Origin of the sequence: Paludifilum halophilum, from assembly GCF_002245355.1 — a bacterium.
Taxonomy (GTDB): domain Bacteria; phylum Bacillota; class Bacilli; order Thermoactinomycetales; family DSM-45169; genus Paludifilum; species Paludifilum halophilum.
Map to the genome: position 1 here is coordinate 184,868 of NZ_NOWF01000008.1, position 15,095 is coordinate 199,962.

The following is a 15,095-nucleotide window of genomic DNA, read 5'->3' on the forward strand; positions in this document are numbered from 1 at the left end:
GGTCCCGTCAAGGGGCCATTTTTATTCCAAAAAAGGGATGCGTTTGGCTGAATGGGAAAGGGTAAAAATGATCTCGGAAAGGAGGTATTTTGGTGACAAAACGTTTATTTGAACCCGTACAATTGGGTTCGACCCGTCTTCCGAACCGGATCGGAGTCGCTCCTATGACACGAACCAGTGCGACGGATGAGGGACTGGTAACGGACCCGATGGTGTCTTACTACTCAAAGTTTGCCCGTGGCGGTTTTGGGTTGATTATTACGGAGGGAACTTATCCGGATGACCAGTATAGTCAGGGGTATTTGAATCAACCGGGGATTTGTAATGATGAACAAATGCAAGCCTGGAAACGGGTAGTTGATTCTGTTCATAGAGAAGGGAGCAACATTTTTGTTCAGCTGATGCACGCCGGGGCTTTGTCTCAGGGAAACCGATTTAAAAAAGAAACTTTAGCTCCTTCTCCTGTTCAACCCAAAGGGGAACAGATGGATATGTACGGTGGACAAGGACTGTTTCCGGTGCCCCGCGAGGCTTCGGTCGAAGATATTCAAGGTGTGATTGGTGGGTTTACAGAGGCGGCGAAGAGGGCGAAACAAGCCGGATTTGACGGAATTGAGCTTCACGGTGCCAACGGATACATTTTGGATCAGTTCCTAACGGATTACACCAATCAACGAAGGGATCAATACGGAGGGTCCATTGAAAACCGGGTTCGCTTGTTGGTGGAAGTGTCCCGGTCTGTCAAGGAAGCGGTTGGTGACATGACGGTCGGGATCCGGATCTCACAAGGAAAAGTGAATGATTTCAAACATAAGTGGGCCGGTGGAGAAAAAGATGCCGAGGTGATCTTTAGCCGATTGGCTGAGGCCGGTTTGGATTACCTTCATGTCACCGAGTATGAAGCATGGCAACCCGCGTTTGATAACGGAGACGAAAATCAGGGGGCGTGGGAGCCGGCGTTTGGTCAAAGAGGGGCTTCCCTTGCGAAACTGGCTGGAAAATATGGAGAGATTCCTGTTATGGCGAACGGTTATCTCGAGGATCCCCAGAAAGCGAATGAAATGATTGAAAAGGGAGAGGCCGATGTGGTCACCATTGGTCGAGGTGCTCTGGCAAATGGGGATTGGCCGCTTAAAGTAAAAAACAACGAACCCTTAACCGAATTCGAACCGGAGAAAATTCTGAGCCCTAATGCAAAATTAAAGGATTTTGAAACCCCACTTTAAAGTGAATGTCCGTTTTGTGTGTCTCGAACCCGCTCCATCAGGGAGCGGGTTTTTTCGATGGAAAAAAGGTAAATTCCGCCGTTATTGACAAGAGGGTTCACCAGTTTTTACATATTTCCTTTCGGTTTATGGGATTCTAATCGAGGATGAAACCATCAGAATCCATCAACGGGTGAGGCCGTAGAAAGGATGCTGGACGTGAACCGATCCTTTACTCAAGAACGGGTTGTTCGTCGGGGAAGTCCGACGGGGGTACATCTTCCCTCCGGGATGAAAAAGATTCATGTTAGAGATTATCTCCAACTGACTAAGCCGGGGATTAACCTTTCCAATCTCCTGGCCTGCTTTGTCGGTTATTGGCTGGCAGGAAGCGCCCGTTTTGACGCTGTCCTGGCTGTCACTCTTCTCGGTACGGCTTTTGTGATCGCAGGCAGTTGCGCTTTGAACAACTATATTGACAGGGATATCGATCCCCGGATGGAACGGACCCGGGACCGGGCGATTCCCGCAGGAAGGATTTCACCGAGGGAAGCGATATGGATCGGTTTTGTCTGCACCGGTCTCGGTCTCGGTATCCTGTTCGTCGGGGTTAATTCCGTCACCGGTTGGTTGGCCGCAGGGGGAGCGGTGATTTATGTCGGTCTTTACAGTCTGTGGTTGAAGCGGGTGTCGGTATATAACACAGTGGCGGGAAGTGTCTCGGGAGCCATACCGCCGCTGATCGGGTGGGCGGCTGCGACGGGAGGGCTGGATGCGGCCGCCTGGTCGCTGTTTATTCTGATATTCGCTTGGCAGCCTCCCCATTTCTTTGCCTTGGCCATGCTCAAGTCGAGGGAATATCAGGAGGCCGGTGTTCCCATGTTGCCGGTAGTGAAGGGGTTTCAGGAAACCAAAGAGCAGATGATTTTCTGGGTCGCTTTTCTGCTTCCTGTCTCTTTATATCTGCATGCCGCCGGTATGGTGGAAAACGGATACCTTATTCCAGCATGTCTTTTGGGGGGAACCTACCTGGTTTTGTCCGCTTTTGGTTTTTTCACGCGGGATCTGGAAGGTTGGACTCGATGGATGTTTCGATATTCTTTGCTCTATTTGACGGTCATGTTGGCTGCGATGATCCTGTTCGCGGCAGGCGTGTGACTGACGGCGGTCGCATACTTACGGCCTAGGAAAGCGGGGTTATACGAATGATGAAACAAAAGTGGCGAATCGGGGCCGGATGGGTCCTTCTGTTGGCAGTGATAATCCAGGCGGGTTGCGGTCATCCTTCTCAATCGGTGCTTGATCCGGCGGGGCCGGCCGGCCGGTCGCAGTTGGGATTGATTTATCTCAGCACGGGGATTATGACGTTGGTTGTGATCGTCGTGGCCGCTATTTATATTTATGTCGTATATCGCTTTCGGGAGCGCCCGGGGGAGGAGGAAATTCCGGAACAGGTGGAAGGGAGCCGGAAGTTGGAGGTGTTGTGGACGGTGATTCCCATCATTTTGTTGGTGATTCTCGCTGTTCCCACCATCTCCGCTACTTTTACCCTGAATAAGAAACCGGAGCCGGAGCAATCGATGCGTGTCAATGTAGTCGGCTTTCAGTATTGGTGGGGATTCGAATATCCGGATCTGGGAGTACAAACGGCCAATGAGGTGCATATTCCCACCGGGACCCAGGTGGATTTTCAAATGACCTCCGGCGATGTTATTCACGCCTTTTGGGCGCCCAGTTTAGGCGGCAAACAGGATCTGAATCCCGGGATTCAAAATCGGCTGGTTTTGGAGGCGGATCGCCCGGGGGTGTATGAAGGGCGATGCACGGAATTGTGTGGGGCCAGCCACGCTTTGATGAACTTCCGGGTGATTGCTCATCCCCCGGAGGAGTTTGAAGAGTGGGTGGCATCGATGAGAAATCCTTCTTCCCAGCCTCAGACGCCTCTTGCCTCAGAGGGGAAGAAGCTAGTGTCCCAAAACTGTATCGGCTGCCACGCCATCGATGGTGCCGGTTTTGAGATCAAAGGGCGTACCGGCCCCAATCTGACGGCATTCGGTAAGCGAACACGGATCGCCGGAGTATGGGAGAACAATAAAGAAAATCTGGAAGCCTGGTTGAAGGATCCACAGGTCGTCAAACCGGGCAATCGAATGCCGGCCTTCGATCATCTCAGTAAAAAAGAGATTTCCGCTCTGGTGGAGTACCTTAGCGATCTGAAATAACTTCCGCCTGTCCGCATAGGAGGGAATACCATGGCAACGATCATTATCCTTATCGTGTTCGGCCTGTTTTTGGCGGCCATCCTCACTGGAGGATACAACAAAAAATATCTGGAGAGGGTGCAACAAAACTGGCTGTGGGAATGGATCACCACGGTGGACCACAAAAAGATCGGCGTGCTTTACCTGACCGCCGGCGGTTTCTTTTTTACCGTCGGCGGGTTGGAGGCATTGTTAATCCGTCTCCAGCTCATGTTTCCCGACAATCGCTTTATCGTGGGTGATCAATATAATCAGCTGATGTCCATGCACGGGACAACCATGATTTTTTTGGTGGCTCTCCCCCTGCTCTTCGGCTTGATGAACGTGATCGTTCCTTTGCAAATCGGCGCGAGGGATGTGGCTTTCCCTTTTCTCAACTCCCTGGGATTTTGGCTGTATTTTTCCGGTGGCCTGCTGTTGAACCTGAGCTGGTTATTCGGTGGTGCCCCCGATGCCGGCTGGACCAGTTATGCCACGTTGGCCCTCAATGAGTTCAGCCCCGGTCCGGGGGTCAATTATTACGTGTTGGGCCTGCAAATCGCCGGGATCGGAACGTTGATCAGCGGGATCAACTTTCTGGTGACGATCATTAACATGCGGGCGCCGGGGATGAGTTATCTTCGCATGCCTCTGTTTACCTGGACTACCTTTGTTACTTCAGCGTTGATTCTGTTCGCTTTTCCTCCGCTGACTGCGGGGTTGTTCATGATGATGTTCGAGCGATTGTTTGACACGAACTTCTTTACGACACATGGCGGAGGAAATGTGACGATTTGGCAGCACATATTTTGGATTTTCGGTCATCCTGAAGTATATATCCTGGTTTTGCCCGCATTCGGTGTCTTTTCCGAAGTGATCAGCACCTTTTCCCGAAAGCGTCTGTTCGGTTACAACTCCATGGTTTTCGCTGTGGTTCTGATCGGATTTTTGGGTTTTATGGTCTGGGTGCATCACATGTTTACAGTCGGTCTGGGGCCGGTGGCCAATACGATTTTTGCCGTTGCCACCATGGCGATTGCCGTACCGACCGGGATTAAAGTGTTTAATTGGCTGGCTACCATGTGGGGCGGGAGCCTTCGTTTTACTACCGCTATGCTCTACGCCGCGGGATTTATCGTCATGTTTGTCATCGGGGGTGTGACCGGAGTGATGCTGGGGGTGGTACCCGCCGATTGGCAGTTTCATGACACCTATTTTGTCGTGGCTCATTTTCATTATGTCATTATCGGCGGCACCCTTCTGGGAATCCTCGCCGGGGTGTACTATTGGTGGCCGAAAATCTTCGGTCGGATGCTCAGTGAAAAATGGGGGAGATGGAATTTTTGGTTCTTTTATCCGGGGGTTCATCTCACGTTTTTCCCGCAGCACTTTCTGGGGTTATACGGAATGCCGCGGCGGGTGTTCACTTATCCATCCGGCTACGGATTGGAGCTGAACAATTTGTTAAGCTCCCTCGGTACTATTTTGATGACCATCGGTCTGTTGTTTTTCCTGTATAACGCCGTCTGGTCTCTAACCAAAGGGCCGAGGGCGGAATCCGATCCCTGGGACGGTCGCACGTTAGAATGGGCGATTTCTTCTCCTCCTCCCGAGTATAATTTTGCCCAACTGCCCAAGATACGCAGTCTGGATCCCTGGTGGGCGGAAAAAAGGGAAGGAAACCGTGGGATGCAGCCAGCGGAGCCTTTGGGTCCCATCCATATGCCCTCCTCGACGTATCTGCCCTTTGTCATGGCGATCGGCTTTTTCATCTCGGGGATCGGGTTTGTGTTCCATTCGGTCCGCGTCGGGGTTCTGGGATTGCTCATTGTCATCGTGACTCTCTTTATTCGCTCTTTCCAGGAAGATGAGGGTTTTCATATTCATCCGGAGGAAGAGGTGAAAGGAACGTGAGGATCGAGGAAGAAACATCGACCGTGGCCGGTCTGCCCGCCGAGCCGGAAAAGGCCACGCTGGAAGGCAAGAATAAAATACTCGGTTTCTGGCTGTTTATCGCGGCGGAGACAACCCTTTTCGCCACAATGTTCGGCACTTACCTGGCATTAAAGGGAGAGTCACTGGCTGGTCCCACCCCCGGTGAACTGTACAGTCTGCCCATGGTCGCCGCGGCCACACTCATTCTGCTTACCAGCAGTCTGACCAGTGTACTGGCGATCATGGCCATGCACCGGAATGACGCCCCCGGGATGATCCGCTGGTTCGGGATTACCATTTTGCTGGGGGTGGCTTTTCTGGGACTGGAGGCGTATGAATTCTACGAATATGTACATGAAGGGCATACCTTTACCAGTAGCGCTTTCGGGTCTTCCTTTTATTTGCTGCTGGGTACCCACGGAAGCCACGTCCTGTACGGGGTGTTCTGGATTCTGGCCCTGATGATCCAAGGGAGGCAGCGGGGGATTACGGTCCAAACCGCCCCTAAATTTTATGTGGCCAGTCTTTACTGGCATTTTGTCGACGTGGTTTGGGTGTTCATCTTTACCGTCGTTTATCTGATGGGAATGATGGAATGACAGGAAGGGGGGATGGAAGTGGACATGTTGTTGAAGCCCTTTTTGCAGCCGGGTATGTACCATATCGGAATGAACGCAATGGCTTTGGCTTTGGGAACGGCCTACTTGTGGATCACCGGTCCGAAGCGGAGGGCGATTCCGGAATCAGCACCGGTATCCAATCGTCAAAAAGCACTGTTCATGACGGGTTTGTGCTTGTGTTATCTGGCTTTGGGCAGTCCTATCAACCTGATCGGGGACGAACTGTTCAGCGTCCATATGTTTCAACAATCCCTTCTCTACCTGATCATGCCGCCTCTGATCCTTCTCGGCATTCCGGACTGGCTGTACCGGTGGGGATTCGATCAAGTGAAGGGGGTGTGGAGGGGGTTGTTTACCCTTTGGTCTCGCCCTCTTCTTTCCTTGCTTGTCTTTAACGGCTTATTTTCCCTGTACCATGTTCCCCGGGTATTCGACACGATTATGGGGAGCGCTTTCTACCATGCTTTATCCCACGGTCTCCTTACCCTGTCCGCCTTCCTGATGTGGTGGCCGGTGACAGCTCCCCTTCCCGAGCAGGAACGGCTGAGTCCGTTGCGGAAAATGGCTTATATCTGTGCAGCGGGCGTTCTGCTGACTCCAGCTTGCGCCTTGATCATTTTTGCCGACCATCTGCTCTTTACTTCCTACAGCGGGGGAGAACGTCTTTTTCCCATTCTCTCTCCCCGGGATGATCAGCAAATGGGGGGCGTGATTATGAAAATTCTTCAGGAGGCCGTTTACGGGGTTGCCTTGGCCGGGGTTTTCTTTCAATGGGTACGCCGGGAAAAGAGGAATGAAACGTACGGGATTCCGACTGATCATCCTTCCCCTTCGACAACCGGGGAGGCAAACTGGAATCCGCCTTCCGTGAATCGACCCGGGGAGGAAAAAGGCGGTTAATCATCCCCTTCAATCGCTCAGCCGTTGCGGTTGAAGGGGTATTTTGTTTGGACGTTCATATGCGAATTCACCCGGTTCTCTCTTGGAAACAGAGGACGAGATTTGTCTCCCGCTAAAAAATCGGTTATGCTTTATCTAGTAAGTAATAAGTAAAAAACCATATGAAATCATCAGCGCGGGGGAAAAGAAAAACCCTCTTGGCCGGGAGGTGGGTGCATGTCTCGCAGACGAAGCATGGAAACGATCCAAAAATCCACATACGTCACCATCAGTGAACTGGTCCGATTAACCGGTGTCCGCTACAGTACGTTGAAATACTATACAGAAGAGGGGCTGCTACCCTTTTATCAGGAGGATACTCGAATGACGAGGCGGTACCGACGGGTGTTCGCCCTTGAACGGATTGAGGAGATTCGGTCTTTGAAAGAGGAGGGGTTCTCGATCCGGGAGATTAAGGAGAAGCTCATCGGTACATAAGCTGAATCAGGATTGTTATGAACCGGCAATCAAGGCGCAATAGGGGGGCGCGTTCCGCCATGGCGGGACCGTGGCGCGGAGCGATCCAGCTGAGCCTGATGGAGAAGATGGAGGGGGATTAGGGGGTAAGTATCTCCCTTGTGACGCTTTCGGGGTGTCTGCCCCTGATTGTGCCGGTGGATCCAAAAAGATAAGGCTCCGGCGGTGGTTGCCGGAGCCTTATCTATGTCCGCATGCGATGGCCGCATCCGGAAAACGCCATTATAAAGACGGAACAAAGGGGTTTGAAGGGGCTACTATGTAATGGAGATCACCGTTGGAACATAATCGATCAGAATGGCGGATCGTTCGGCGACATCCCGATCGGTGCCGAGGCGGACACCACTGACGTAATGGCTCACCATGCGATCGCAGATCCCGTAGCTTTCCAGCGGGGATGTGAGTTCAAACTCCTCATGGATGAGATTCGGGTCGATCTCTTCCCGGTTTTTTCCCGCGCATTCCGGTGTGGCAATGGTATTGATTCCACCGATAACGTTTGACCGTTCGATCAAGTGACAGAAGGTGAACGGCTCGCCATCCTGATGAACGTGGTTGGGGGAGGCGACGGACTCACTGTCAGGGTCGTCGACGCTCATTTTGACGAAGTGTACACCGACATGGATCGGCATGGTAAGGATGCGCTCGTCCCAAAAGGTCAGCTTGAAATTGTACAGGATCATCTCCTGAAGAAGCGGGTTGGATTTAATGGCTTCAGGGACTGGTGCAAAGGCGCGGTACTCTTCCTGGTATTCGGCATTGTAAGCACCCTGGTAGTACTCGCAGACCGGTTCACCGTTCCGGGGATGATAGTTGGGTAGCCAGTGTAGTTCATGGGTCCACGGGATGATGACCGCCCGGGAGTAACGGCGGTAGCGCTGGGTATCCCTCGCGTAGGGATCCGCAGGAAGGTCGGTGAATACTTGTTTCAACGGATCAAAGTGATTCAACAACCCGGAATCCGCCAGCTCACTTTGCAAGTCGAAACGAATATAACCTTGTTTTTGAAATATTTTAGACTGGGAGTCGGTCAGTACGTTTTCCATCCGAGAATACCTCCGAATGATGAAATGATGTAGTGTGTCCACACATTTGGGGTAGAGAATCCATTTTTTGAAAACATGAGGAAGGATAATGGATCAATCTATTAAACCAGTTAATATATTCTATAATAAATGGATCTTTGTCTATTGTAAATTAATATAACGATAAGAAAGGAATCGACCTGTATCATCAAAGGGTTTATTCATGGAAACATGTCTTATTCGATAGAGGATGAAAACGATCAAAAAGGAGGTTGAGTTTGTTACCTGGATTGAGTAAGATAATAAGTAGTAACTTGACCAAGTCCTGAATCGATTAAAAAATATTCACGTCCGAAGAAGCTGAGAACGTCGACCCGTAAAAAAATGGAGGACAGACAGCCGGAAATCAAGCCGCTTTGTACTACCTGATCGGAACCCTGGAGCCCTCGGTCCTTTCGGTACTGGGGTCAGCGGGTGAGAGTCTGAAGGGCTCTGCGGGTGACCCGAGGGAGTACACCAGATTTTCTTCAGCGAGGAAGTCGTCTTCTCTATTTATCTTTACGCGAATACGAATGACAAAAAACTTCCGGAGAAACCGGAAGTTTTTTTGTGGCCTTTTTCAGTTTTCCCTTGGGGTGTTCGAGGAGATATCCTCTTCATCGGTGTTAATCATATGGGAAGCGGTGAAATAGAGACGGCTCCACATCTCCTGCCGCAGTTCCCCTTCGATCCCGGCTTCGTCCAGAGCGAGGGACATGCAGCGCAGCCACGCATTCGCCCGGCTCGGGGTGATGGGAAAGGGGAGATGCCGCATCCGGAGGCGCGGATGACCGTATTTTTGGCTGTAAAGGGGAGGTCCGCCGAAGAACTGGGTTAAAAAGCACTTCTGTTTTTCCATCACTGGACGGATATCTTCCGGGAACAGCGGTGCGAGCAGAGGATCGGACTGCACCCGGGGATAAAAGGCGCTTACGATGCAGTCGATCGTTTCGGCTCCTCCCATCTTCTCATACAGGGTCAGTGGTTGGGACAAGTCTATTACCTCCCGATTTTATGGGGCCAATTTTTGAAAGGAATTCTTTATCGCCCTCACCGTATACTGGATATCTTCGTCTGTGTGGGCGGTTGTGATAAACCAAGCTTCGTACTTGGAAGGGGCGAGATATACCCCCTCTTCCAGCATGGCCCGGAAGAATCGACCGAAGGTATCGCTGTCGGCGGCTTGGGCACCTTCGTAATCGGTTACCGGGCGGTCGGTAAAGTAGAGAGTGAGCGCTCCGGTCTTGCGGTTGACTTGGACAGGGATTCCGACGGATGCACCGGCTTCCAGAAGAGCTTCTTCCAGCGCCTGTCCTTTGCGGTCTAGAGATTCATAGGTTCCCGGCAGAGACAAAGTTTCCAGACAAGCGATTCCGGCGGAGATGGATAACGGGTTGCCGGCCATGGTCCCCGCTTGATAAGTGGGTCCTGTGGGGGCCACTTTTTCCATGATTTCCTTTTTACCGCCGTAAGCCCCGATCGGAAGCCCTCCGCCGATGACCTTGCCCAGAGCGGTTAGATCCGGTTCTACTCCGTACAGGGTTTGTACGCCGCCGTAGTGAAAGCGGAAGCCGGTAATGACTTCATCGTAGATGACGAGGGCGCCTGCGGCATGGGCCTGTTCGTTGACGGACTGCAGAAAACCTTCCTCCGGCTCGACGATTCCGAAGTTACCGACGAGAGGCTCTGTCAGAACAGCGGCTACTTGGTCTCCCCACTGTTCGAGGGCTTCATTGAGTGCATCCGGGTCGTTAAACGGGACGGTGATCACTTCCCGGGCGAGACTCTCGGGGATTCCGGCACTATCGGGAGTCCCCAGGGTGGCGGGACCGGATCCCGCCGCCACCAGAACCGGGTCGGAGTGGCCGTGGTAGCAGCCGGTAAATTTGATGATTTTGTCCCGTCCGGTGTAGGCCCGGGCCAAGCGGATGGTGCTCATAACCGCCTCGGTACCGCTGTTGACAAAGCGGATCTGTTCACAGGAAGGGATCGCTTCCCGCAGCATCCGGGCCAAACGGATTTCCTTTTTTGTAGGAGTTCCGTAGAGGACGCCCCCCTGGGCGGTTTCGATAATCGCGGCCGTGACAGAGGGGTGGGCGTGCCCCAGGATCATCGGGCCGAAGGCGGCCAAGTAGTCAATATATCGATTTCCGTCTTCATCCCAAAAGTAAGGGCCTTGTGCTTTTTTCATAAAAATGGGGGTGTCCATTCCCACTGCAGATAAGGAGCGTGAAGGGCTGTTTACACCCCCGACGATGGTATCCAAAGCCTCTTTGTATAATGTTTCGGATCGGTGATGAGTCCGCATGGATTTTGTTCCCTCCTTCCCATCCGTGCTTCTCCATTGTATCGGGGGAGGGCTGAAGAGGGCAAGAGATCGGAGCCATTCCCCTTTTCGGAGGGGTTTGTCGGTGAAACGAAGGAAGGCGATGGGTTGGCGGAGGGACGGGGAAAGATGTAACCTGGAGTTAAGACGATGTGTTTTTGCAGACAGAGCAGCTGGGTGAACCCAGCTTTTTTGTTGCGCACCCGGTCGGTTCATTCTCCCGGAGGATTTCCGGATGGAGGACCCGGTGATGCGGGGATAAATGTCCCGATGATTTACGTTCCATTTCATGAAAAGGAGGGGATCCCAAACCGTGATTCATATCGTCAACGGTGATGTACTGGGTGAGAGGTTGAGAGATTGGGAAGGGATGGACGGTGAAGTTTTTGTCTGGAGAGAGATGTATGACTTGGGTCCCTTGTCCCGGCAATGGACTGTGAAAGAGCAGTTGCGGAAGCGGGCCGCCTTTTTTGAGGAGCGGCTGGGTTTACCCGCGGAACAGATGCTTATGGTGGGGCGATATCAGGAGCAGCGCTTGGAGATGATCCCCCGTTCCTCCCGTGTGGTATTGTGGTTTAGTCATGACCGTTACGATCAGATGATGCTGTTGTATTTGCTTACCCGTTTTCGATCTTTGGGATTGAAACAGCTGGAGATGATCACGCCGGATGGGTTGGAAATGGATATTCGTGAGTGGGGATCGTTTTCCTCCGACCGGCTGGAGCAGTTGTATCGGCACCGAAAGTCGGTGAAACCGGAGCAGCTGGATCAGGCCGCATCGGCCTGGGAGGCATATCTTTCGACCGATCCCCGCAATGTCCAGCGCTGGCTGGCCGCCCAGCCGCGTCGTCTCCCTCACATTCACAACGCGTTTCGCATTCATCTGCAATATTTTCCCTCGGTGTTTAACGGGTTAAATGAAGTGGAGCATTTTGCGATGCATAGGATCAGGGAGGGGGTCACCCGTTTTTCGGAGCTCCATGCCGCTGTTTCCCGGGAACGTCAACAGGACGGGTTGAGTGACTTTCATTTTGCCGCCCTCTTAAATGAACTGAGCTCTTCGCAACATCCTTTAGTCCGTATCCAAGGGCCCATCTGCAGGGAAAACGGTTCGCAGGAGGAAGGCTGTCTCGAATTGACTGCTCTGGGACGGGAGGTTTTGGACGGGAAGAAGGATCGAATCCGGAGTCATGGTATCGACTGGTGGCTCGGCGGTGTTCACTTAACCGGGGGACAGTGGCGTCGGAACCGGCAAGGGTTCATCGTTGAAGGAAAAGAGTAGGGATGGACAGCAAATGGGTAATTTTGCAGAATTTTGTCTGTACGCTTTTATAGTGCTGTGGTATTCTGAAAATGGTGTTTTGTAGCTTTTTATATCCGAACCAGCCCAAGAAACTAGGCTTCAAAATATGATGGGGGAGAGGACGTTGTCGTTCTTTACAGTTGACGATTTGTATCAGGATACATATCGAGTTGAAAGAGTGAAGCCGTTTTTTGAGGGCGAGCTGGCCGTTGCTTCCGCCGGAGGAAAACGTTTTTTCCTTCAGCACGCCCAACTTCAGAAACCGGCCCCGCCCCGGGCGATTCAGCAGTACCTGTCTTTAAAGGACCATCCTTTGATTTTGCCGTACCTCCAGGTTTATTCGGAGGAGCGCTCGCTGGTGTTCATCCGTCCGTATGTCGATTTTTCGGAGCGGTTGGATCAAGTGATTTCCAGAGGACCGATCGAGGAGGACCAGATTCTTCATTGGGTCAAAAGTTTGTTTCCGGTGGAGAACGTATTAAAGGAGAAACCCCTTCGGATGTATACGCTTCTTCATCCCGCCAATATCGGGGTTACCGAGGACGGGAAACTTCAGGTGATCTTTTGCGGGGTGGAGGGTCGGACGCTTCCCGAACCCGTGTTTGATTGGGGAACCCTTCTGTACATGATGTTTACGGGTCGGGTTTTGGATGAACCGCTGAAAAAGCTGCCGGGGGACAGTCCGTTTCCCAAACAGTTGGGCAAGTTCATTCATAAGAGTTTGAACCGACCGGCAGGGTATGTATCTTCTCAATTGGATTCTTATATCAAAAAACGGGATTCCAAGGGTTTATTCGATCAGTTGTTTAAACGCTCCGAGTCCTCCGGGAAGAAAGATGAATCAGAAGCTCACGACGCGGCGGATGGAGAGGAGCAGTCGGTGTCCCGGGAGAGGGACCATGAATCACAAGTTCGTCTAGACAGCATTTTGAAAGAGAGATTGGAAGAAACCCGTCGGACCAGGATGGAGAAGGAGGGCCGAGAGGATCAGGAGGATCCGGTCGAGGAAACGGAGGAAGAGGAAGCGCAGGACCGGCGGGCGAAATTGGAACAAAAGCGCCAGGAAGCAGAGCGTCGCGCGCAGGAAGAGCAGGAACGGCAAGCCCGTGAAGAGGAAGAACGCCGAGAGCAGGAGCGCTTGGAAGCAGAGCGTCGCGCGCAGGAAGAGCAGGAACGGCAAGCCCGTGAAGAGGAAGAGCGCCGAGAACAGGAGCGCTTGGAAGCGGAGCGTCGAGAGCGGGAAGAGCAGGAACGGCAAGCCCGTGAAGAGGAAGAGCGCCGAGAACAGGAGCGCTTGGAAGCGGAGCGTCGAGAGCGGGAAGAGCAGGAACGGCAAGCCTGTGAAGAGGAAGAGCGCCGAGAGCAGGAGCGTTTGGAAGCAGAGCGTCGAGAGCGGGAAGAGCAGGAACGGCAAGCCCGTGAAGAGGAAGAGCGCCGAGAGCAGGACCAGCACGAGCGGATTGCCGCACAGTTTGAAGAATACGTTCAACACGTGTTCAATCGCCCGTCCTAGGGAAAATGTATGGGTATATCCTAAACTGTGAGGTGTTCCCATGGACACGAAGTTTCGAAGGGAACGAGATTCCCTCGGAGAAGTTCGCGTACCTGCTGACAAGTATTACGGAGCTCAGACGCAACGCGCCGTGGAGAATTTCCCGATCAGCGGGTTGAAGCTTCCCCGCCGTTTTATCCGCGCTCAGGGTATCATTAAGGCGGCCGCCGCTTTTTCCAATAGGGAGAGCGGGGATTTGGAGCCGACCCTGGCCGATGCCATCATCCGGGCGGCGGAGGAAGTGATTGACGGGCATTGGGACGATCACTTTGTCGTCGATGTGTATCAGGCAGGGGCCGGTACCTCACAAAATATGAACGCCAATGAGGTGATCGCCAATCGGGCGGCGGAACTCTTGGGAGGCAAGGCAGGGGATTCGTCCCGGGTTCATCCCAATGATCACGTCAATCGGGGGCAGTCCACCAATGATACGATTCATGTGGCCATGTACATCTCAGTGGCGGAGGAACTAGTGCACTCCCTGATCCCTTCCGTTGAAAAGTTAATCAAAACCTTGGAATCCAAAGCGAAGGCTTTTCGACATGTGATCAAGCCGGGGCGCACCCATCTGCAGGATGCCGTGCCGATGCGGGTCAGTCATGAGCTGTCCGGTCACGCTTCCACCATGCGGGAGGCTCTGAGAGGAATCGAAGAGAGCCTGCCTCTCCTCTACCAGATCGGTCTGGGTGGCAATGCTGTCGGTACCGGGATCAATACGCCGGAAGGCTATGCCGCTAAGGCGGTGGAAAATATCGCGGAGCGTACCGGGCTTCCCTTTTCCGAACCGGACAACCGGTTTGCCTTTATGCATAATACCCGCGGAGCACTCAAAGTGAGTGCCGCTGTGAAAGTCTTGGCCGTTCATTGGGGAAAGCTGGCCAGCGACCTTCGCCTGTTGAGTTCCGGCCCGCGTACCGGAATCGCGGAATATCGGTTGCCTCCGGTTCAACCGGGATCCTCAATCATGCCCGGTAAGGTGAATCCCGTGATGGCGGAGATGGCCAACATGATCGTCACTCAAGTCATCGGAAACGATGCCTGCATTACTGCGGCCGGTGAACATGCACAATTGCAGTTGAACGTGATGATGCCGGTGATCGCCTATAACCTTCTTCATTCCATCCAGATTCTGTATGCGGGCATGGATACCTTCGAGGAACGCTGTGTCTCGGGGTTGGAAGTGAACGAAGAGCGATGCCGCTCCTTGATGGATCAGTCTCTCGCCCTGGCCACCGCGCTGAATCCCGCGATCGGGTACGACCGAGCGGCAGAGGTCGCCAAAAAAGCTTATGCGGAAGGAAAGACCGTCCGTGAAATGGTACGGGAAGAAAACTTGTTGTCAGAGGAGGAGGCGGATCGCATCCTGGATGCCGCCCATATGATTCCTGATCGGGAATGACCGGCCAGCCGGTCTTTCTCGCTTTTAAGGAGGTG

General features: G+C 52.8%; 13 protein-coding genes. 10 read left to right on the forward strand and 3 right to left on the reverse strand.

The window, feature by feature from the left end; genetic code table 11:
* Positions 1–86: 86 nt before the first annotated feature.
* The 7 genes from CHM34_RS13885 to CHM34_RS13915 all read left to right on the forward strand — a co-directional run bounded on the left by CHM34_RS13885 (position 87) and on the right by CHM34_RS13915 (position 7,377).
* Positions 87–1,226 carry an oxidoreductase gene (locus CHM34_RS13885; protein ID WP_094265214.1) on the forward strand — a complete coding sequence of 380 codons (1,140 nt, stop codon included), beginning with the start codon at positions 87–89 and terminating at the stop codon, positions 1,224–1,226.
* Between the two features lie 198 nt (positions 1,227–1,424).
* Positions 1,425–2,363: a heme o synthase gene (gene cyoE, locus CHM34_RS13890; protein ID WP_240512028.1), complete on the forward strand. Its 939-nt coding sequence runs from the start codon at positions 1,425–1,427 to the stop codon at positions 2,361–2,363.
* A gap of 47 nt (positions 2,364–2,410) precedes the next feature.
* On the forward strand, positions 2,411–3,427 hold the full coding sequence (gene coxB / locus CHM34_RS13895) for a cytochrome c oxidase subunit II (RefSeq protein ID WP_240512029.1): 1,017 nt from the start codon (positions 2,411–2,413) through the stop codon (positions 3,425–3,427).
* A 30-nt stretch (positions 3,428–3,457) separates the two neighbouring features.
* Entirely contained in the window at positions 3,458–5,359 is a 1,902-nt protein-coding gene (gene ctaD / locus CHM34_RS13900; RefSeq protein ID WP_094265215.1) for a cytochrome c oxidase subunit I, read from the forward strand.
* Positions 5,356–5,979 carry a cytochrome (ubi)quinol oxidase subunit III gene (locus tag CHM34_RS13905; RefSeq protein ID WP_094265216.1) on the forward strand — a complete coding sequence of 208 codons (624 nt, stop codon included), beginning with the start codon at positions 5,356–5,358 and terminating at the stop codon, positions 5,977–5,979. Before ctaD ends, CHM34_RS13905 begins: the two co-directional genes overlap by 4 nt.
* A 24-nt stretch (positions 5,980–6,003) precedes the next feature.
* Entirely contained in the window at positions 6,004–6,900 is an 897-nt protein-coding gene (locus tag CHM34_RS13910; protein WP_240512035.1) for a cytochrome c oxidase assembly protein, read from the forward strand.
* Between the two features lie 216 nt (positions 6,901–7,116).
* Positions 7,117–7,377, forward strand: a complete 261-nt coding sequence (locus CHM34_RS13915; protein WP_094265218.1) for a helix-turn-helix domain-containing protein — start codon at positions 7,117–7,119, stop codon at positions 7,375–7,377.
* 296 nt (positions 7,378–7,673) lie between these two features.
* Here the strand turns inward: CHM34_RS13915 and CHM34_RS13920 are convergent, their stop codons facing one another.
* From CHM34_RS13920 to CHM34_RS13930, 3 genes are all read right to left on the reverse strand, one after another.
* Complete coding sequence (locus tag CHM34_RS13920; protein ID WP_094265219.1) at positions 7,674–8,462, reverse strand: 2OG-Fe dioxygenase family protein; 789 nt, start codon at positions 8,460–8,462, stop codon at positions 7,674–7,676.
* A 598-nt stretch (positions 8,463–9,060) separates the two neighbouring features.
* Positions 9,061–9,480 carry a globin domain-containing protein gene (locus tag CHM34_RS13925; protein WP_094265220.1) on the reverse strand — a complete coding sequence of 140 codons (420 nt, stop codon included), beginning with the start codon at positions 9,478–9,480 and terminating at the stop codon, positions 9,061–9,063.
* 12 nt (positions 9,481–9,492) lie between these two features.
* Positions 9,493–10,788 (reverse strand): glutamate-1-semialdehyde 2,1-aminomutase, encoded by a 1,296-nt coding sequence (locus CHM34_RS13930; RefSeq protein ID WP_094265221.1) that lies wholly within the window; start codon positions 10,786–10,788, stop codon positions 9,493–9,495.
* 331 nt (positions 10,789–11,119) lie between these two features.
* Between CHM34_RS13930 and CHM34_RS13935 the strand changes: the two genes are divergently transcribed.
* From CHM34_RS13935 to CHM34_RS13945, 3 genes are all read left to right on the forward strand, one after another.
* A complete protein-coding gene (locus tag CHM34_RS13935) occupies positions 11,120–12,088 on the forward strand; it encodes a DUF1835 domain-containing protein (protein WP_169713743.1) in 969 nt (322 codons plus the stop codon).
* A gap of 145 nt (positions 12,089–12,233) precedes the next feature.
* Positions 12,234–13,622, forward strand: coding sequence for a hypothetical protein (locus CHM34_RS13940; protein ID WP_094265223.1), 1,389 nt, complete (start codon positions 12,234–12,236; stop codon positions 13,620–13,622).
* A gap of 40 nt (positions 13,623–13,662) precedes the next feature.
* A complete protein-coding gene (locus CHM34_RS13945; protein ID WP_094265224.1) occupies positions 13,663–15,060 on the forward strand; it encodes a class II fumarate hydratase in 1,398 nt (465 codons plus the stop codon).
* Positions 15,061–15,095: the final 35 nt, after the last annotated feature.

Excerpts from the sequence above, each read along its gene's own strand:
- coxB (WP_240512029.1), top strand. The coding sequence starts at position 2,411 with ATGATGAAACAAAAGTGGCGAATCGGGGCCGGATGGGTCCTTCTGTTG.
- ctaD (WP_094265215.1), top strand. The coding sequence starts at position 3,458 with ATGGCAACGATCATTATCCTTATCGTGTTCGGCCTGTTTTTGGCGGCC.
- CHM34_RS13910 (WP_240512035.1), top strand. The coding sequence starts at position 6,004 with ATGTTGTTGAAGCCCTTTTTGCAGCCGGGTATGTACCATATCGGAATG.
- CHM34_RS13915 (WP_094265218.1), top strand. The coding sequence starts at position 7,117 with ATGTCTCGCAGACGAAGCATGGAAACGATCCAAAAATCCACATACGTC.
- CHM34_RS13920 (WP_094265219.1), bottom strand. The coding sequence starts at position 8,462 with ATGGAAAACGTACTGACCGACTCCCAGTCTAAAATATTTCAAAAACAA.
- CHM34_RS13930 (WP_094265221.1), bottom strand. The coding sequence starts at position 10,788 with ATGCGGACTCATCACCGATCCGAAACATTATACAAAGAGGCTTTGGAT.
- CHM34_RS13945 (WP_094265224.1), top strand. The coding sequence starts at position 13,663 with ATGGACACGAAGTTTCGAAGGGAACGAGATTCCCTCGGAGAAGTTCGC.